This is a genomic window from Paraburkholderia sp. CNPSo 3076, from assembly GCF_026343935.1.
Classification (GTDB): Bacteria; Pseudomonadota; Gammaproteobacteria; order Burkholderiales; family Burkholderiaceae; genus Paraburkholderia; species Paraburkholderia nodosa.
This window is the reverse complement of record NZ_JAPMAL010000015.1, coordinates 38,661-56,796: the sequence shown is the minus strand read 5'-3', so window position 1 is coordinate 56,796 and position 18,136 is coordinate 38,661. Positions and strand designations below refer to the sequence as shown.

Here is an 18,136-nt window from a genome sequence, read left to right as displayed (position 1 = left end):
AGTGCAGTGACGCCGGCCGCGCGCCCGTGCCCGCTGCAGCGCGCCGCGAGGCGGCGTATCCTCAGCGGTTCCCCGTTCGCCCTTTTTTCTGGAGGCCCCATGGAACTACGCAGGATCGGCACTTCCTCGTTGCAGGTCGCCCCGCTCATGTTCGGCGGCAACGTCTTCGGCTGGACCGCAGATGAAGCCACCTCGTTCTCGATCCTCGACGCCTTCACCGACGCCGGCCTCAACTTCATCGACACCGCCGACGTCTACTCAGCCTGGGTGCCCGGCAACCAGGGCGGCGAGTCGGAGACGATCATCGGCAAGTGGATCGCGAAGAGCGGCAAACGCGACAAGGTGGTGATCGCAACGAAGGTCGCAAAAGATGCGCGCCGCCCGGGACTTTCCGCCGCCAACATCGCGGCTGCCGTGGAAGATTCGCTGCGTCGTCTGCAGACCGATTACATCGACGTGTACTTCTCGCACGAGGACGACCAGAAAGTCCCGCTCGAGGAAACACTCGGCGTGTATCAGCGGCTGATCGAGGCCGGTAAGGTGCGTGTGATCGGCGCGTCGAACTACACGGGCGCGCGCGTCGAGGAAGCGCTCGCGGTTTCGACGAAGTCCGGCCTGCCCGCGTACCAGATCATCCAGCCCGAATACAACCTGTACGACCGCGCCCGGTACGAGGCCGATCTCGAACCGGTGGCCATGGCGCAGAAGCTTGCGGTCGTGCCCTATTACAGTCTCGCGAGCGGCTTTCTCTCGGGCAAGTACCGTTCGCGTGAGGATCTCGCGAAGAGCACGCGTGGCTCGCGCGTCGAGAAGTACCTCGATCACCGCGGTATCCGGATCCTCGCGGCGCTCGACTATGTGGCCGAGCGTCACGGCAGCACGCTCGCAGCGGTTGCGCTGGCGTGGCTGATCGCGCGCCCGAGCATTACCGCGCCGATCGCGAGCGCGACCTCGCTGGATCAGCTGGAGAGTCTTGCGGCCGCGGTGCGGCTGAAGCTCGATCCGGCCGACATCCAGGCGCTCAACGACGCGAGCGCCTGACGGCAAAGGCATTAACCCAGGTGTCCTAATTGACAGGGCGGGCGCGGCGGCCGTGGCAAGCCGCGCAAGTCCCTGAGTAGAATCAAGAAACCCTGGTCAGGCAGATCTTTTCCTGATATGATTGGGAGTGAATTGAGATCTTTGCCTGTTTTGTTGCCGTGTTCGTTACTGTTGGCGGCCGCAAACCGGCGGTCAGGTGTGTTGCAGCAAGGTCGACCTGATCGCGTTCCGCTGTGAACCCCCTACTTCTCTTTTCCGGCCTCCGTGGCCGCCTTGCCTCTCGTTTAGCCCCAGCGTGGCGAACGACCGGAGGGCCGGCGCGTGAGCGGCTTTGACGCTCGCGCCTTTGAACCGTATTAAGCGATTTGAGTTAGGAAATACATGACGACGATTCTTCTGAAGGAAAACGAGCCGTTCGAAGTGGCGATTCGCCGCTTCCGCCGTGCAATCGAAAAGAACGGTCTGATCGCCGAGCTGCGTGAGCGTCAAGCTTACGAAAAGCCGACGGCAGTTCGCAAGCGCAAGAAGGCAGCTGCTGTGAAGCGCCTGCACAAGCGCCTGCGCAGCCAGATGCTGCCGAAGAAGCTCCACTAAGCTTTTTCGCTTTTCGGTGTTCCGCCAGACGGCGGCGCATGCTTCGCAAGAAGCTGCGCCGCCGTTTGCGTTTGTGCGTGTTTGTGCGTAGAACCTGCGCGCTGGCCAATATCAGGCGGCGTCCCTTAGCTGTTCGGATGACAAGCCGAACTGGGCGGCAATCGAATAGAGGCGCTCGCGCCATTCCCATACGCCAAACACGTCGTGCACGTTCTGCAGGCAACTCAGCAGATTGATCGTAGCGGGGTCGTAAATGTTGATATGGGCCCGCAGCAGCGCCTTTTTCAGCGCGGCAACGCCCACGTCCATATAGAGCGGCACGTCGTTCGTCTCACGGCCGATGTAGCGCACGGGAATGCCTTCCATGGCGCTCATATAGTCGCGCGGCCGGATGAAGCTGCCGACCGGGCAACCGCCGTAGCTATTCGCACTGCCGGAGCCGCCGCCACAGCCACCGCCCCGGTAGGCGCCGCCGCCGCGTGGAAGAAGTGCCGCGCGCCCCTGGCCAAAGAGATGGGCCACCGCGCGGTCGAAGATCTCCTGATGACTCAGGAAGTGGACGTTTTTCATTTCAACCCCCTGTTGCCCAGGTGCCGGGCACAGGTTAATTCCCTCCTAATGCGGCGCCGCCGGCCTTCCAGCCGGCATCACTGCCCGTTCCCCTGACGCGCTTGCATTCACTTCCCGTTATAACGGCACGCCAGTGGAAAACCGTGGGGCGGCGCACCGTAGCGATCAAAAAGTGGGTTGGCCGGCGCCGGGCGCAATCGCTCTGGCGTGTCACAAAGCCATGCGGGACAAAGGTTTGCCAGGCGCGTCCCGCCCCGCTCGGGACTTTCCCGAGTTGCGTGAGTTTCGCTGCGCTCAGGCGCGGCGCTTCCTTTTGCCAAGCGCTGCGCAAGCCTCGCGACACATGCAGTCGCGCTCATGGTCGTTGACCATGCCGACAGCCTGCATGAACGCGTAACAGATCGTCGTGCCGACGAATTTGCAGCCGTATTTCTTGAGCGCCTTGCTAAGGGCGTCCGAGACCTCGGTGGAGGCCGGCGCGTCGCGATAAGAGGCGAGATCGTTCTGGATGGGCGTGTCATTCACGAACGACCAGACGAATTTCGCGAGCGAGCCGTGTTCCGCCTGAATCTGCTGCACGGCGTGGGCGTTGGCGATGGCGGCCTCGATCTTGGCGCGATTGCGCACGATCGAGGCGTCCTGCATGAGCGTTTCGACGTGCCTGGGCGTAAAGCGCGCAACCTTCGCGATGTCGAAATTGGCGAAGGCGCGGCGATAGCCTTCGCGCTTGTTGAGTATCGTGGACCACGAGAGTCCTGCCTGCGCGCCTTCGAGCACGATCATTTCGAACAGATGCTGGTCGTCCCGCGACGGCACGCCCCACTCCTCGTCGTGGTATTGCACATACTGCGGCGACGCGCCAGCCGATACCCAGTTGCAGCGGTGTGTCACGGTAAGTTCTCCTTGCGAGTCGTCGTTCGAGCCACGCAAGCATAGCGGATCGGTGCCGCGCCGCCACCCTGGCCGGATGGCCGATTGTGCGAACCCTGGGAAGCCGTTAGTCTCTGCGGCACGACAAAAATTTTGGCTTTCGAACCGAACTGACAGGCGCGCGAGGCGCGGCGGACATCATGCAGAAATACACCTGGTTGATTGGCGTGGACGGCGGCGGCACGGGCACGCGCATCGCGCTCGGCGACACCAGCGGCGTCGAACTCGCGCGAGCGGCCGCGGGGCCGTCGGGGCTCGGACTCGGTATCGAACGCGCCTGGCAATCGATCGAGGAAGGCTGCCGCGCGGCGTTTGCGCAGGCGGGGCTCGCGTTCGACTGGTCGCAATGCGTGCTCGGCTGCGGGCTCGCGGGCGTGAACAACCCCGACTGGCTGGCGCCGTTTCTCGCAGCCGCACCCCCGGTGGCCGGACTCGCGGTGGAAAGCGACGCCTACACGACGCTGCTGGGCGCGCACGGCGGCGCGCCAGGCGTGGTGGTCGCCCTGGGCACGGGCAGCATCGCGGCGGTGCTCGACGAGGGCGGCCAGTGTCGCATTGCGGGCGGTTTCGGCTTTCCCTCGGGAGACGAAGCGAGTGGCGCGTGGTTCGGCCTGCGCGCGATCGTCTGGGCGCAGCAGGCGCTCGATGCACGCGTGCCCATGGACGACTTCGCACGGGCCCTGCTCGCACACGCGCGGGCCACCGATCGTGACAGTCTGATCGTGTGGCAGTGCGCGGCCAACCAGACGGCCTATGCCAGCCTCGCGCCGGTCGTCCTCGCGCATCGCGAACATCCGTTCGTCGCCAGGCTGCTCGCCGAAGCCGGCGTGGAAATCGCGAAACTCATCACCGCGCTCGATCCTTCGGGCAAGCTGCCGGCGGCGCTCTCGGGCGGCCTTGGGCAGCCGCTGCGCGAATGGGTGCCGCAAGCGGTGCGCGATCGCCTGCGCGCGCCGCTCGCCGATTCCACGTCCGGTGCGCTTCGGCTCGCGCAGATGGAAGCCCGGCGGCTGGCAAGCGCTGCCGCGGACCACTGAATGGCAGGCGAGAAGGGGCGCGAACGTAGGTCAAGGGCATAGCCGTGCCGCAGATGCTACGATTCAACGTTTCCCGCTAGCTGTCTGATCACCATGTACAAGGTCATTGCAACCGATCTCGACGGAACGCTGCTCAATAGCGACCATCAGGTCGATCCGTTCACGGTTGCCACGCTGGGCGCGCTCGATGCACAGGGGATGCCGTTCGTGATCGCGACCGGCCGCCACTATTGCGACGTGGCCGGCATTCGCGACGTGCTAGGCATCCGCCCGTATCTCATTACTGCGAACGGGGCGCGCGTGCACGCGCCCGACGACACGCTGATCCACGCGAGCAATCTGAGTGCGCCCATGGTCGAACGTCTCGTCGCTACCGAAACGGTGGGCGTGCACGGTCGTGTGATCGTGAGCATCTATACCGATGACGCCTGGCTCATCGACCGCGATGCGCCCGAACTGCTCGCGTATCACCAGGACTCGGGCTTCGAGTACCGCGTGGCGGATCTGCGCGATTACGCAGGCGCAGGCATCGCCAAGGCGCTCTATCTTGGCGATCCGGCAGATCTCGCACACGTCGCGCAGAATCTCGCACGCGAGTTCGGCGACGCGCTCTATGTCACCTACTCGCTGCCGGATTGTCTCGAAGTCATGGTGGCCGGCGTTTCGAAAGGCCGCGCGCTGCGCGTCGTGCTCGAGCGGCTCGGCGTGGACGCCGCGGGTTGCGTCGCGTTCGGCGACAACATGAACGATATCGATCTGCTCGAAACGGCGGGGCATCCGTTCATGATGAACAACGCCAATCCCGATCTCATCAAGCGGCTGCCTCGGGTGCCGCGCATCGGCAACAACTTCGAGGCCGGTGTCGCGCATCATCTTCGCAAGCTGTTCGCGCTCGACGACGAACTCGCGTCGTAATTCACGCGGGCGCGGCCGCTAGTGCCGTCGCTGTCGCGATTCCATTCGAACGGCTACTGCGGGACGGTTACTGCGCGGCGGGCAGTTGCGCGCACGGGCAGTCGTCCGCGCGTGCGTCGAGCCCTTCGCGCTCGTGCGAGAAATGCGCGAGCGCGGCGGCGCCACTCCAGTCGATGCGCACCACATAGATGCTGTCGAAGTCCGCGCTCTCCCAGCGCGGCACATCGCTCGCGCTGCCGCCGTGCGCGGCGACGATGCGGCGCACGAGCGTCTCGATTTCCCGATGTTCCCACGCAACCAGCACGGTGCGGCCGCGCCACTGCGGATCGACGAGCGCGCTTTGCAGCGCGTCGATCTTCGAATAGCCATATGGAGTCTGGACCGGCATGCCGAACTGGATCGCGGTCGGCTCGACCGTCGCGAGCGGGCGCACGTAGTAGTAGGCGCGGCCGTTGTCTTCCTTTTGCTCGCCGGGGTCGGGCGCATAGATGGCATCGGGCTTGCCGTACTTGGCCGCGATCACGGCCGGCAGCGCAAGCGCGCGGTTCAGCCCCTTGCAGTTGAGCTGGCCGAATCCCTCTGGCGGCTTTTCGCCATGCCTCACGAAGATGAGTGTTTCGACGTTGCGTGCGGATGGCGCGCTGCCCGGATTCGTCTGCGCTGTCTCGCTGGCGTTATTGGCTCCGTTGACGTGTGGCAGCGGCGCGCAGGCGCATAGCAGTGCGCCCAGCGCTGCGGCGAGCGTCGGGGCGATCCGGAGTGGCCGGGGGCGTGAGCGCTTCATGCTGGGCGTGATGCTCCAGGTCGCAAGACAATGGGAAGGTCGCCCGATTCTAGCAGCGCGGCCACCACAGGCCCGGCCAGCAGCGCAGCCGGAGCGCCGCGCGGCTTAGCAAGACAAACGGGCGCCGAAGCGCCCGTTTGCAGCTGCGCGAAGAAAGTGTCGCGATTCGGCGTGGTCCGGGCCGCGCAGACGTGTAAGAGCGCGTCAGAGGCCGTCAGGCCGTTTCGCACACGGCGACCGCCGCTATCGCTTCGCACCGCCCCGCCACCGCCGGGTACACGATGCCCGCGATCACGGCGCCGACGATCGGCGCGACCCAGAACAGCCACAGCTGCGAAATTGCCTCGCCGCCCACGAAGAGCGCGGGGCCGGTCGAGCGAGCCGGATTCACCGAGGTATTGGTGACGGGAATCGAGATCAGGTGTATGAGCGTGAGGCACAGGCCGATGGCGATCGGCGCGAAGCCAGCGGGTGCGCGCTTGTCGGTTGCGCCGAGAATGACGAACAGGAAGAACGCGGTCATGACGGCTTCGCACACGAACGCGGCGCCCATGGCGTAGTGGCCTGGCGACTGCTCGCCGTAACCGTTGGTCGCGAAGCCGCTCGCGACGAGGTCGAAACCGGGCTTGCCCGTCGCGATGAGCGCAAGCACGAAAGCGCCGATCACCGCGCCCACCACCTGTGCGGCGATATAGGGCACGAGGTCGCGCGCCGGGAAGCGGCCCGCCACGGTAAGGCCCACGCTCACGGCGGGATTCAGATGGCAGCCCGAAATGTGGCCAATGGCGTACGCCATGGTGAGCACGGTCAGGCCAAAGGCGAGCGACACGCCCAAGAACCCGATACCGAGTCCGTGAACCGGGCCGGCGAAGTTGGCCGCGAGCACGGCGCTGCCGCAGCCGCCCAGAACGAGCCAGAAAGTGCCGATCAGTTCGGCAATGAGTCGCCTGAATAAGTGCATTGCGTGACACCTCGAAAAGTCGATTCTAGAAGGGGCCGCGTAAAGCACCGGCACCGGGAAATGCCAGATTCTAGGCAGTCGCGCTTTTCGGTGCTGTCAAGGATTGTCAATTTCGACGTAATTCATCGAATTATTGCGTTCGATGTGTACGCAATTGCGCCCGAGCCGCTCGGTCGTTAATCGAAGAATAGCGTGAAAAAGCAGTATTAATAGCGATTGCGAATTCCGTTATTTACGTCTAATCTCCGATCGAGCCGGTTTCAAGAGCAATGAAGGGGGAATAGAAATGTCGCAATATACAGAAATCAAGGCGCAGATCGCAAAACTCCAGGCTCAGGCCGAAGAGGCGCGGCGCACGGAGATCGCGGACGTCATCGCCACGATCAGGGAAAAGATCGCCGAGTACGGCCTTTCCGCCCAGGACCTGGGCTTTGCCGAGGCCGCGCGCCGCGGGCGTCCGCCGAAAAAGGCGCCGCTGCCCGCGCGCTATCAGGACCCCAAGTCCGGCGCGACCTGGAGCGGGCGCGGCAAGCCGCCCAAGTGGATCGCGGGCAAGAATCGCGAACGCTACCTGATCGCCTGACGCATGCCGCCGGGGAACAGCCCGGCCGCCATACCGGCGCAACCGCAAATGCAATAAAAGAGCCGCATGATTCATGCGGCTCTTTTTGTGCGTCATCTGTAATGAACGCGTAATGGCGCTATTCGACGACTCGCAAACGATTCACACCGTACATTCGTCTGGATTTATCGCGAAACCTGGAATGCTTCGCACTCAGCCGGCGGCGACACGACGCAGTACCGGACGCTGTGCGGCTTCGATGAGCGCCGTATAAGTGTCGACATAATTGCCGGCCATGATGTGCGACGTGAATCGGTGTTCGAACTGATTGCGAATTGCCTCGCGCGAAAGCGAATCGATATTCTGAAGCGCGGCCACGGCGCCTTGTACGTCCTCGACGACATGGCCCGTCACGCCCGGGTCGATCACTTCCGGCACCGAACCGCGGTTGAACGCGATCACCGGCGTGCCGCACGCCATCGCCTCGATCATCACGAGGCCGAACGGCTCGGACCAGTCAATCGGGAACAGCAGCGCCTTCGCGCCCGAAAGGAACGCGGGCTTCTGCTCTTCGTTGATCTCGCCGACGAACTCCACGTGCGCCTGCGAAAGCAGCGGCTCGATCTCGGTCTTGAAGTAGTCCTGGTCGACCTTGTCGACCTTGGCGGCGATCTTCAGCGGCAGGCCGGAGAGCGCGGCGATCTTGATCGCCGTGTCCACGCGCTTTTCCGGGCAGATCCGGCCGAGGAACGCGAGGTACTCGGGCTTGCGGTCGGCCTGCGGCGTGAGCAGGTTCTTTGGCAGTCCGTGGTAGATCGTGTTCTGCCACGCAGCCTGCGGCAACGACTGGCGCTGCGAGTCCGAAATCGAGATCACCGGTGCGTTCGGGAACTGCTCGAATACCGGTTGCAGCTCCGGCAGGTCGAGGCGGCCGTGGAGCGTCGTGACGAACGGCGTGTCCATAGTCGTGAAAAGCGGGAACGGCAGATAGTCGAGGTGGAAGTGCAGCACGTCGAACTCGTGCGCGACGCGCCGCACGTGCTCGAGCAGCACCATGTGCGGGGCTAGCGCGTCGCGGATCGTCGGGTCCAGACGCAGTGCGCGCGGCCAGGCGGCTTCGAGGTTTGCCGAGGTGACCGAATCGCCGCTGGCGAACAGCGTCACGTCGTGGCCGAGGTCGACCAGCGCTTCGGTCAGGTAGGACACGACGCGCTCGGTGCCGCCATAGAGCTTGGGCGGAACGGCTTCATAAAGTGGCGCAATTTGTGCGATTCGCATTGTTCGATCTCCTGGGCAAAAAGCCGCGTGTGCAACGAACCTGTGATGCGGCACTGCGGCGGTACAACGGTATCGGGTTATCCCTGAGACCGATTATGGCCATTTCGCGGCCCGATACACGCGGTTTTGCAAACGCTTAATGTTGTTACAGCGGGATACAGCAGGTGTAAGAGGCCATTGCAAAGCGTGACGTGGCCTGGGCGCGCATTGCGCAATCCGCGTGCCCGGGCGTCCGCACAAGGGTCAAAAGACGTTGGCGCGTAGGTCGCGAATGAGGCAGGTAGCACGCACGGGTGACGCAGCCATGAAAAAGCCTATAATCAACGGAGAATTTCGCGGCTTATGCGCATGAGATGACGCGCCCCGCCTCCCGCCGCCGCTCCCGCCTCATTGTCAGAAAAATTCCTACACGTTAGCGAGAGTTTTTCTCGCAACGCGTCGCGGCATCCGTCCGATATCCATTTGTTCCCGCCCCAGCCACAATGCACCTACGACCATAAACAGGCCGTTCGGATGCACTTGGGTTGCATCTGGGCGAGCAAACGTTTTCCGCGGGCGGTCTGACCAGCCGCCGCGATTTGATTCGGGGGAATCCATGAGCGCGACGACGCACAGCGACATGCTCAATGAGATCAAGGAAGTGAACCTGTCGTACCTGTTGCTCGCGCAACGTCTTTTGCGCGAGGACAAGCCGACGGGCATGTTCCGCATGGGCATCTCCGAGCAGTCTGCCGAGGTGCTTGCCAATCTCTCTTTCGCGCAGACCGTGCGCCTTGCCGCATCGAACCAGCTGCTTTGCCGCTTCCGGTTCGATGACCACGCCATCCTGAGCGCGCTTGCCGACAAGGGCAAAACCGCGCTGACCCACTCCGCGATCATCATGGCGGGCCAGGACGTCGAGCAGATCGGCTGAACCGCTTCGCCCCGCGCCGCAGCGCGCGGCCGCGCATTGCCCCCTTGCTGCCCGCGAACGGCGGCAGGGGCCAGGCGCATTCCTTTGCGGCTTCCAACGGGTGTCTATGGCGACAAAGAGTGTGGTGAAGGAGGTAAAGGAGATCGCGCTCGCGATCGAGTTGATCGAGCTGGGCGCGCGTCTGCAACTGCTCGAAGTGGAGACCTCGCTCTCGCGCGACCGGCTCATCCGGCTTTACAAGGAAGTGAAGGGCGAGTCGCCGCCCAAGGGCATGCTGCCGTTTTCGACCGACTGGTTCATGACCTGGCAGCCCAACGTCCATTCCTCGCTGTTCTACAACACGTTCATGTTCATGAGCCGCCACGCGCGCTGCGAGCCGATCCACGCGATCGTGAAGAGCTACCGGCTCTATCTCGAGCACCTGCGGCTGCACGACGAAACGCCCGCGCTGAGCCTCACGCGCGCCTGGACGCTCGTGCGCTATTTCACCTCGGGCCTCTTGCAGATGACGCCGTGCAGCCGCTGCGGCGGCCGCTACGTGGCGCACGCGCACGACCCGCAACGCGGCTTCGTCTGCGGGCTGTGCCAGCCGCCCTCGCGGGCGGGGCGCACACGGCGCAACGCGCTTGCGTCGCAGATCGCCGCTTGAGGCAGATCCACGCGGCTTGATGCGCCTTGACGCGCCTTGACGCGGCTTGATGCGGCTTGATGCGGCTTGGTGCCGTCCGTGCAGGCCGATACTCCGGATAAACCCGGCCCGCCTCGGCGCAAAGGCCGCGCGGCCCCACCGGACGGCGCCTGCCGCAGCAAGCCCGCATCCTTAAACGCGGTCACAGGCACGAACCGCAACCCCTTCCCGTGCGGCTTTGTGAACCGGCCCCAGATTCATCCGTCATGCCGATGTCAAGCAGACGGCAGACGCCCGGCCGGCTTACGATCCGCGCCCACTCAAACCCAAAGTTTTTCGCGCCGTTGCCGTAAACCCAGCTAAGGGCGCGGGCCGACGGCGGTTCGCGGCGCATTTCTAGTGAGGACCCGGCAGTGCTGATTATCGTTGGAACCCTCTTGACGATCCTTTGCGTCTTCGGCGGCTACGCACTCGAGGGCGGCCATCTCGGCGCGCTCATGCAGCCGATGGAACTGCTCATGATCGGTGGTGCTGGCGTCGGCGCGTTCATCCTCGGCAACGGCATCAAGACCATCAAGGCCACCTTGCGCGTGCTTCCCACGCTGTTCAAGGGCGCCAAATACAACAAGGACGTGTACATGGAGCTGCTCGCGCTGCTCTATGTCCTGCTCGCGAAGGCGCGAAAGGAAGGCACGCTCACGCTCGAAGCGGATATCGACGATCCGCAGAAGAGCCCGATCTTCACGCAGTATCCGAAGATCCTGGCCGACCACCACATCGTCGAATTCCTCACCGACTACCTGCGTCTCATGGTGGGCGGCAACATGAACGCCTTCGAGATCGAAAGCCTGATGGACGAGGAAATCGAAACGCACCACGCCGAAGGCGAGGCGCCCGCTCACGCGCTCGCGAAGGTGGGCGACGCGATGCCGGCGTTCGGTATCGTCGCGGCGGTGATGGGCGTGGTTCACACCATGGCGTCCGCCGACAAGCCGCCCGCGGTCCTCGGCGAGATGATCGCCCAGGCGCTGGTCGGCACCTTCCTCGGCATTCTGCTTTCGTACGGCCTGATCGGCCCGCTCTCGAGCCTCGCGGAACAGCGCGTGACCGAGTCGACCAAGATGTTCCAGTGCATCAAGGTGACGATCCTCGCGAGTCTGAACGGCTACGCGCCGGCCATTGCCGTGGAGTTCGGCCGCAAGGTGCTGTTCTCGACCGAGCGTCCGTCGTTCACGGAACTCGAAGAGCACGTGCGCCGCGTGAAGGCGAAGTAAGGGACGGCTCATGAGCAACAACAAGGACCGCGCAATCGTTGTCAAGCGCGCCGCGCCGAAGAAGGCCGGCCATCATGGCGGCGCGTGGAAGCTCGCCTACGCGGACTTCATGACCGCGATGATGGCGTTCTTCCTGCTGATGTGGCTGCTCTCGTCGGCGTCGACGGTGCAGCTGCGCGGCATTGCCGACTACTTCAACCAGCCGCTGAAGATCACGCTCTGGGGCGGGGACCGCAGCGCCGAAGACTCGAGCATCCTGAAGGGCGGTGGCCGTGACATCTCGTCGCAGGACCAGGGCATCACGCGCCGCACCGACGGCGCGACCGAGCGCTCGGAGCGCAACCAGTCGAAGCACAACGACGACGACGCCACGAAGCAGCTCGAAGGCTCGCTCGAACGCAAGGAGCAGGTGCGCCTGCACGACCTGCAGGTGAAGCTGATGGCCGCGATCGAGGCGAATCCGGTGCTGCGCCAGTTCAAGCAGCAGATCCGCATCGATTCCACGCTGCAGGGCCTGCGCATCGAGATCGTCGACTCGCAGAAGCGCCCGATGTTCGCAACGGCCCGCGACGTGGTCGAGCCGTACATGCGCGACATCCTGCAGGCGATCGGCAAGACGCTCAACGACGTGCCCAACCGCATCGTCGTGCAAGGCCACACCGACGCCGTGCCCTACGCGGGCGGCGAGAAGGGCTATAGCAACTGGGAGCTTTCCGCCGACCGTGCGAACGCCTCGCGCCGCGAGCTGATCGCGGGCGGCATGGACGAATCGAAGGTTTTGCGCGTGCTCGGTCTCGCTTCCACGCAGAACCTGAACAAGGCCGATCCGCTCGACCCGGAGAACCGCCGCATCAGCATCATCGTATTGAACAAGAAGTCCGAAGACGCGCTCATGCACGACGACTCGACCACCACCACGCTCTCTGACGACGCAGCGGGCTCGGGCAAAAGCCTGCCCGCGCTCACGCCGGACGACGTGCCGGGCAAGGCTGCGCCGGCGCCGGTCGCGATCGCGCCGAAGGTGGCAACCACGGTGGCGCCGGCGGTGCCGGTGGTTGCCCCCGCCGTCGCGCCGGCAGCGCAATGACAACGAGGAACGGATGATCAGGAACATTCTGGCGATCGACGATTCGGTGTCCATGCGGGAGATCCTGCGTGCGGCGCTTGGCTCGGCAGGCTACGAAGTGACGGTGGCGGGCGACGGCGAAGAAGGGCTCGAGCATGCGCTCGCCCAGCGCTTCGATCTCGTGCTCACCGACCTTTACATGCCGCGCATGGGCGGGCTCGACCTGATCAAGCAATTGAGGGCGAATCCTTCGTACTTCGAAACGCCCATCCTCGTGCTGACCACGGAGTCGGACGAAGGCTTCAAGGCAGCCGTACGCGACGCAGGTGCGACCGGCTGGATCGAAAAACCGGTGGACCCCGAGCTGCTCGTCGATCTGGCGAGCGCGCTCGGCGAGGCCCACCCTTGAGGTGCCGCGCGGCGAACGACCAGGCACCCCCCAGGCAATTAACGCGGTGAAAGAGCAATGACTCTCGACATCACTCAGTTTTATCAGACGTTTTTCGACGAGGCGGACGAGCTGCTCGCGCAGATGGAGCAGCTTCTCCTGAACCTGAACGTCGGTCGCCCGGATCCCGAGGATCTGGCGGCGATCTTCCGCGCGGCGCACTCGATCAAGGGTGGCGCGGCGACGTTCGGCTTCACGGCCTTGACCGAGACGACCCACATTCTCGAGTCGCTGCTCGACCGTGCTCGCAACAACGAGCTGGTGCTGCGCAAGGACATGATCGACACGTTCCTCGAAACGAAGGACGTGCTTTCCGACCAGCTCGGCGCCTACCGCGCGAGCGCCGAGCCCGACGCGCAAGCGGCGCACGCCGTGCGCACGAAGCTCGAGCGCCTCTATGCGGAAAGCCGCGGCGTACCGGCGTCCGCGCCTGAACCCGCACCGGCCCCGGCCCCCGCGCCCGTGCCGGCCCCGCAGGCGAGCGCCGGCGATTCGGAAGAAGATCTCGAAGCCGCGTTCGAAATGCACAGCACGCTGGCGGCGGCAGGCTCGGGTGCGCCCGAGCACGTCGTGAGCGAGGCGATCGATGCGGCAGCCGCGGCGCCCGCTGCCGGCGCTGCGGCCGCAGCGGAAGGTCCGCACCTGCGCGTCACGCTGCGCGCCGTCGACGCGAAGGACCAGGAGCTGCTCGTCGAAGAGCTCGGCAACCTCGGCCGCATTCTCGGTCAGGTGAAGACCGGCGACGACCTCACGCTGTGGCTCGAAACCGATGTGACCGCCGACGACATCATCGCTGTGTGCTGCTTCGTGATCGACGAGAAACAGATTTCGATCGGCCGGGGCGCTGCGCCGCAGGGCGACGCGCAACCGGCTGCGGCCGCACCCGCCGTAGCGCCTGCGGCTGCACCGGCACCGGCCGCGCCTCCCGCCGCAGCGGTGGCAGCGGGCCCTGCGGCGAGCGCCGTGATCCCGGCCCCGCCGCCCGCTGCGCAAGCCGAACACGAAATGCCGCGCCCGCCCGCGAGCGCGCCGGCGCCCGCGCAAGCCGAAGGCGAGCGCAAGGCGCGTCCGGCCGCCGCCGCGAATTCGGCGGAAGGCAGCTCGATTCGCGTGGGCGTCGAAAAGGTCGACCAGCTGATCAACCTCGTTGGCGAACTCGTCATTACGCAGGCCATGCTGGCGGAAACCACCAGCACGTTTGACCCGGCGCTGCACGACCGCCTCTACAACGGCATGGCGCAGCTCGAGCGCAACGCGCGCGACCTGCAGGAAGCGGTGATGTCGATCCGCATGATGCCGATGGACTACGTCTTCAGCCGCTTTCCGCGCCTCGTGCGCGACCTCGCGGCGAAGCTCGGGAAGGAAGTCGAGCTTGTCACCTTCGGTCAGGCGACCGAACTCGACAAGAGCCTCATCGAGCGCATCATCGACCCGCTCACCCACCTCGTGCGCAACTCGCTCGACCACGGCATCGAAACCGTGGAAGCGCGCCGCGCCGCGGGCAAGGACGCCACGGGCCAGCTCGTGCTGTCCGCCGCGCACCACGGCGGCAACATCGTGATCGAGGTGAGCGACGACGGCGCTGGCCTGCGCCGCGACAAGATTCTCGCCAAGGCGATCAAGCAGGGCATGCAGGTGAGCGACAGCATGTCCGACGACGAGGTCTGGAACCTCATTTTCCTGCCGGGCTTCTCGACCGCCGAGCAGGTGACCGACGTGTCGGGCCGCGGCGTGGGCATGGACGTGGTCAAGCGCAATATCCAGGCGATGGGCGGCCACGTGGAAATCACCTCGCACGCGGGCAAGGGCAGCACCACGCGCATCGTGTTGCCGCTCACGCTGGCGATACTCGACGGCATGTCGGTGAAGGTGGGCAGCGAGATCTTCATCCTGCCGCTGAACTTCGTGATGGAGTCCCTGCAGCCGCGCCACGAAGACATCTACACGGTCACCAACGGCGACCGCGTGGTGCGCGTGCGCGGCGAGTATCTCCCGCTCGTGGCGCTGCACCGGGCATTCAACGTCGAAGGCGCGCGCACGGACCCGACGCAGGGCATCGTCACGATCATGGAAACCGAGGGCCGTCGCTTCGCCATGCTGATTGACGAGCTGGTCGGCCAGCAGCAGGTCGTGGTGAAGAACCTCGAAACGAACTACCGCAAGGTGCACGGCATTTCGGCGGCGACCATTCTCGGCGACGGCAGCGTCGCGCTGATCGTCGACGTGGCCGCGCTCAATCGCGAGACGCGCGCCACGCATGGCGTGAGCGCCAGCGCAAATTCGGGTGCGTTCGCCGAATTCGCGTAATCGTTATGAAGTCCGGACGCACTCAACCAATCATCTCCCAACCGTTCAGGGGCTAACGTGGCAGAAGTCCAATCGATTCAAGGCAACGGCGCGCACGGCGCGATTGCCGGCGCGCAACGCCGCGACGCGCTGCAGGCCGACGCAGGCGGCCAGGAATTCCTCGTCTTCACCCTCGGCGCGGAAGAGTACGGCATCGACATCCTGAAGGTGCAGGAAATCCGCGGCTACGACAGCGTGACGCGCATCGCGAACGCGCCCGACTTCATCAAGGGTGTGATCAACCTGCGCGGCATCATCGTGCCGATCGTCGACATGCGCATCAAGTTCCATCTGGGCCGCGTCGAGTACGACCACCAGACGGTCGTCATCATCCTGAACGTCGCGCATCGCGTGGTCGGCATGGTGGTGGACGGCGTCTCGGACGTGCTCACGCTGCAGATGGAGCAGATCATGCCTGCGCCCGAATTCGGCGCGACGCTCACGACCGAGTACCTCACGGGCCTCGGCACCGTCGAAGGCCGCATGCTGATCCTGATGGACATCGAAAAACTGATGACGAGCCGCGAAATGGCTCTGATCGAGGCGCTGGTCTAACGCGCCGAGAGTTAAACCGGGGGGCCGCGAGGCCAGCGTGAGAGAGAGCGGATAAGCCGCCGTCAAGAAGCGGCAAGCCGCCTTCGTTTTCGCGCGCGCTTCGTACAGGGTCCCGGGCGTCGCCGCGTCTTGCTGGCCGCAACTGGCCGCCCGCGCCCGCCCGCATAGCCCGCCCCGATTCGCACAGCACAGGAGCAAACGAGATGCTGCAAAAGTGGTCGATCCGCACGACGCTCACGGGCGTTGGGGTCATTCTGGTTGCGCTGACCGTGCTGGTCGGCGCACTCGGGCTCGTCGCGCTCGGGCGTGCGAGCGATGCATTCACCGAGATCGTGCGAGGCGATCTCGTGGCGATGCATGCGCTGAACGACGCGTCGTCGTATCTGCTGCGTACGCGCGTCGCGATCGACCGCGCCAGCGCGCTCACGGCAGCAGGCCAGGCCGACGATGCGAAGAAGGTGATCGATCGCGCCCAGGAATTGCTCGGCAAATCCAACGAAGCCTGGCAGGCCTTCCAGAACGCGCCGAAGAGCGGCCTCGACGCCGCCACGCTCGACGCGCTCGCGGCCAAACGCGCCACGCTCATGCAGGACGGCGTGCAGCCCGAATTCGCGGCCCTGCGCGCAAACGATCAACCGGCCTATCACGCCATCGCCGACACGAAGATCAGCCCGATGTTCGTCGACTACGACAACGTCGCCGGGCCGCTCGCGCAGGCGCTGCAAGACAGCGCACAGGCGCGCGAGGTCGGCGCGCACGACAAGATCGCCGTGATGCGCATCGCGATCGGCGTGGTGATCACCGTGGCGCTCGTGCTCGTGGTGGCGATCCGCTTCGCCATGCGCGGCCTCATCGTGCAGCCGCTCGAGGACGCGGTGGCGTGCTTCGAGCGCATCGCCCACGGCGATCTCTCGCAGCCGGTCACGGTCTATAGCGACAACGAGATCGGGCGTCTGTTCAGCGGCATCAAGCGCATGCAGGAAAGCCTCATCACGCTGGTGAGCGCGGTGCATACGGGCGCAAGCTCGATCGACGTCGGCGCACGCGAGATCGCCATGGGCAACACCGATCTCTCGCAGCGCACCGAGCAGCAGGCCGCTTCGCTGCAGGAAACGGCGTCGAGCATGGAGCAGCTCACCGGCACCGTGCGCCAGAACGCCGAGAACGCGCGCCAGGCGAGCCAGCTGGCCGTCAACGCCTCCGACATCGCGACGCGCGGCGGCGAGGTGGTGGGTGAAGTCGTGAACACGATGCAGGGCATCGCGGTGAGTTCGGCGAAGGTCGTGGACATCATCAGCGTGATCGAAGGCATCGCGTTCCAGACCAACATTCTCGCGCTCAACGCGGCCGTGGAAGCGGCGCGCGCGGGCGAGCAGGGCCGCGGCTTCGCGGTGGTGGCGGGCGAAGTGCGCAGCCTCGCGCAGCGCAGCGCCAGCGCGGCGAAGGAAATCAACGAACTCATCAACGACTCGGCCGAGAAAGTGCAAAGCGGCTCGCAGCTCGTGGGCCGCGCAGGCACGACGATGGAAGAAATCCTTCAGGCCGTGCGTCGCGTGACCGACATCATGGGTGAGATCAGCGCGGCATCCGAGGAGCAGTCGGGCGGCATCGAGCAGGTCAACCGCGCCGTCACGCAGATGGACACCGTCACGCAGCAGAACGCGGCGCTGGTGGAGCAGGCGGCCGCGGCGGCGGCATCGCTCGAGGAGCAGACGCGCCAGCTGCAGAACGTGCTCGGCACGTGGACGACGGGCGGCGCGCCGGCGCGCAGCGTGGGTGCAAGTCCGGCGCGTGTGATGCCGGCGGCGCCGGTTGCCGCGAAACGCACGACGCCGTCTTCGGCTTCGGCGGGGACGAAGGCCGCGACGGCGTCAGTCGCAACGGCGGCGGCAACGGCGGACCCCGCGAAGCCAACGGCCAGGCCCGCGGCACAACCGGCAGCGCAGTCGGCAAACAAGGTGTCGGCAAAGCCGGCAGCGAAACCGGCCGCGCCTGCGCGCGCCGAGACGTACGCGAGTACGGCGGCATCCGCTTCGGGCGATTCGGACTGGGAAACGTTCTGATCGAACGCGGCATGGAAGAGTAGTGAAGTACTGAACACGACGAGCAACTGCAATGCACATGAGCGCTACACAACGGCAAGACCTGCCGCGCCGGGCCCCACGGCCCGCGCGCGCTGCGCAGGCCGCCCATGCGCCGCACGCATTGCAACCGGGCCGGCGCGGCGCGCAGCA

General features: G+C 65.3%; 18 protein-coding genes. 13 read left to right on the top strand and 5 right to left on the bottom strand.

Going from position 1 to position 18,136, the window contains the following annotated elements:
* Window positions 1-99 precede the first annotated feature (99 nt).
* Both M3A49_RS18405 and rpsU read left to right on the top strand, forming a co-directional pair.
* Window positions 100-1,041 (top strand): aldo/keto reductase, encoded by a 942-nt coding sequence (locus M3A49_RS18405; RefSeq protein WP_266230051.1) that lies wholly within the window; start codon window positions 100-102, stop codon window positions 1,039-1,041.
* A 381-nt stretch (window positions 1,042-1,422) separates the two neighbouring features.
* Window positions 1,423-1,635: a 30S ribosomal protein S21 gene (gene rpsU / locus M3A49_RS18400; protein ID WP_004198205.1), complete on the top strand. Its 213-nt coding sequence runs from the start codon at window positions 1,423-1,425 to the stop codon at window positions 1,633-1,635.
* A 111-nt stretch (window positions 1,636-1,746) separates the two neighbouring features.
* Here the strand turns inward: rpsU and M3A49_RS18395 are convergent, their stop codons facing one another.
* Complete coding sequence (locus tag M3A49_RS18395) at window positions 1,747-2,205, bottom strand: hypothetical protein (protein ID WP_266230009.1); 459 nt, start codon at window positions 2,203-2,205, stop codon at window positions 1,747-1,749.
* Between the two features lie 294 nt (window positions 2,206-2,499).
* Entirely contained in the window at window positions 2,500-3,096 is a 597-nt protein-coding gene (locus tag M3A49_RS18390) for a DNA-3-methyladenine glycosylase I (RefSeq protein WP_266230007.1), read from the bottom strand.
* Window positions 3,097-3,275: 179 nt separating this feature from the next.
* On the opposite strand from M3A49_RS18390, the gene M3A49_RS18385 reads away from it, so the two are divergent.
* The gene (locus tag M3A49_RS18385; protein ID WP_266230006.1) at window positions 3,276-4,172 is read left to right on the top strand and encodes a BadF/BadG/BcrA/BcrD ATPase family protein; all 897 of its coding nucleotides are present in this window, start codon (window positions 3,276-3,278) and stop codon (window positions 4,170-4,172) included.
* Window positions 4,173-4,265: 93 nt separating this feature from the next.
* Complete coding sequence (locus tag M3A49_RS18380; protein ID WP_266230005.1) at window positions 4,266-5,087, top strand: Cof-type HAD-IIB family hydrolase; 822 nt, start codon at window positions 4,266-4,268, stop codon at window positions 5,085-5,087.
* A 67-nt stretch (window positions 5,088-5,154) separates the two neighbouring features.
* Here M3A49_RS18380 and M3A49_RS18375 read toward each other — a convergent pair whose 3' ends face one another.
* Together M3A49_RS18375 and aqpZ are read right to left on the bottom strand one after the other, a co-directional pair.
* Window positions 5,155-5,871 carry a histidine phosphatase family protein gene (locus M3A49_RS18375; protein ID WP_266230004.1) on the bottom strand — a complete coding sequence of 239 codons (717 nt, stop codon included), beginning with the start codon at window positions 5,869-5,871 and terminating at the stop codon, window positions 5,155-5,157.
* 214 nt (window positions 5,872-6,085) lie between these two features.
* Window positions 6,086-6,832, bottom strand: coding sequence for an aquaporin Z (gene aqpZ / locus M3A49_RS18370; protein WP_266230003.1), 747 nt, complete (start codon window positions 6,830-6,832; stop codon window positions 6,086-6,088).
* Window positions 6,833-7,118: 286 nt separating this feature from the next.
* On the opposite strand from aqpZ, the gene M3A49_RS18365 reads away from it, so the two are divergent.
* Window positions 7,119-7,415: an H-NS family nucleoid-associated regulatory protein gene (locus M3A49_RS18365; RefSeq protein ID WP_028203342.1), complete on the top strand. Its 297-nt coding sequence runs from the start codon at window positions 7,119-7,121 to the stop codon at window positions 7,413-7,415.
* A 192-nt stretch (window positions 7,416-7,607) separates the two neighbouring features.
* Here the strand turns inward: M3A49_RS18365 and M3A49_RS18360 are convergent, their stop codons facing one another.
* Window positions 7,608-8,672, bottom strand: coding sequence for a glycosyltransferase family 4 protein (locus M3A49_RS18360; RefSeq protein ID WP_266230000.1), 1,065 nt, complete (start codon window positions 8,670-8,672; stop codon window positions 7,608-7,610).
* A gap of 595 nt (window positions 8,673-9,267) precedes the next feature.
* Between M3A49_RS18360 and flhD the strand changes: the two genes are divergently transcribed.
* The 8 genes from flhD to M3A49_RS18320 all read left to right on the top strand — a co-directional run bounded on the left by flhD (window position 9,268) and on the right by M3A49_RS18320 (window position 17,965).
* Window positions 9,268-9,585, top strand: coding sequence for a flagellar transcriptional regulator FlhD (gene flhD, locus M3A49_RS18355; protein WP_028203344.1), 318 nt, complete (start codon window positions 9,268-9,270; stop codon window positions 9,583-9,585).
* Between the two features lie 106 nt (window positions 9,586-9,691).
* Complete coding sequence (gene flhC, locus M3A49_RS18350; protein ID WP_266229999.1) at window positions 9,692-10,234, top strand: flagellar transcriptional regulator FlhC; 543 nt, start codon at window positions 9,692-9,694, stop codon at window positions 10,232-10,234.
* 392 nt (window positions 10,235-10,626) lie between these two features.
* On the top strand, window positions 10,627-11,487 hold the full coding sequence (gene motA, locus M3A49_RS18345) for a flagellar motor stator protein MotA (RefSeq protein WP_028203346.1): 861 nt from the start codon (window positions 10,627-10,629) through the stop codon (window positions 11,485-11,487).
* Window positions 11,488-11,497: 10 nt separating this feature from the next.
* Entirely contained in the window at window positions 11,498-12,574 is a 1,077-nt protein-coding gene (gene motB, locus M3A49_RS18340) for a flagellar motor protein MotB (RefSeq protein WP_266229996.1), read from the top strand.
* Between the two features lie 13 nt (window positions 12,575-12,587).
* Entirely contained in the window at window positions 12,588-12,962 is a 375-nt protein-coding gene (locus tag M3A49_RS18335) for a response regulator (RefSeq protein ID WP_028203347.1), read from the top strand.
* Between the two features lie 57 nt (window positions 12,963-13,019).
* The gene (cheA, locus tag M3A49_RS18330; protein WP_266229995.1) at window positions 13,020-15,308 is read left to right on the top strand and encodes a chemotaxis protein CheA; all 2,289 of its coding nucleotides are present in this window, start codon (window positions 13,020-13,022) and stop codon (window positions 15,306-15,308) included.
* Between the two features lie 57 nt (window positions 15,309-15,365).
* Window positions 15,366-15,902 carry a chemotaxis protein CheW gene (cheW, locus tag M3A49_RS18325; RefSeq protein WP_028203349.1) on the top strand — a complete coding sequence of 179 codons (537 nt, stop codon included), beginning with the start codon at window positions 15,366-15,368 and terminating at the stop codon, window positions 15,900-15,902.
* 203 nt (window positions 15,903-16,105) lie between these two features.
* Entirely contained in the window at window positions 16,106-17,965 is a 1,860-nt protein-coding gene (locus tag M3A49_RS18320) for a methyl-accepting chemotaxis protein (RefSeq protein ID WP_266229992.1), read from the top strand.
* Window positions 17,966-18,136: the final 171 nt, after the last annotated feature.